1 pseudogene is annotated in these 553 nt (G+C 74.0%); it reads left to right on the plus strand.

Going from position 1 to position 553, the window contains the following annotated elements:
• Positions 1 to 18 precede the first annotated feature (18 nt).
• Positions 19 to 553 (plus strand): annotated as a pseudogene (locus tag E1265_RS36670) (hypothetical protein); the annotation flags it as partial.

Raw genomic sequence — 553 nt, forward strand, 5'->3', positions numbered from 1 at the left:
GCTGTGTATAAGAGACAGGTGCCCGACGCCCGGCGCCTGCTGCTGCACCGTCCCCAGGACATGCTGTTCGTCCCCGTCGACCTCGTGAACCTCACGCCGCGGCGCGGCCGGCTGGTCGTCGAGGACCGGAAGCGGCCAGGACTCGTCGTCTTCCACCTGCCGCCGCAGCACGTGGCCGAGGCCTCGGCCGACGACGTGACGACGGCCGACGCGGGGCGGCCGGCCTGGTCCTCCGGCGCGACCGTGTTGTCCTTCACGGTGCCACCCGGGCGGCCCGGCATCGGCTTCGGCCTCCCCGACCTGCTCGACTGGGCCGCGCTGAGCCTGCGGTGCCTGCCGCCGGGCGGAAAGCCGGACGCCGACGACCCGACCCTCCTCGACGGGCAGCCGGTCACCGCCATCGAGCTCCCCACCCGGCTGCTGCTCACCCCGGAAGGGCCCGTCACCTGGACGCCACACGTGAACCCGGTCAGCTTCGACGAGCGCACGGAGCTGTGGCACACCTTCCTCGAAGCGGAGGGCGGCGGCGGTCTCGCGCTGCGCGCCTTCGCGG

Source organism: Streptomyces sp. 8K308, from assembly GCF_004348315.1.
GTDB lineage: Bacteria > Actinomycetota > Actinomycetes > Streptomycetales > Streptomycetaceae > Streptomyces.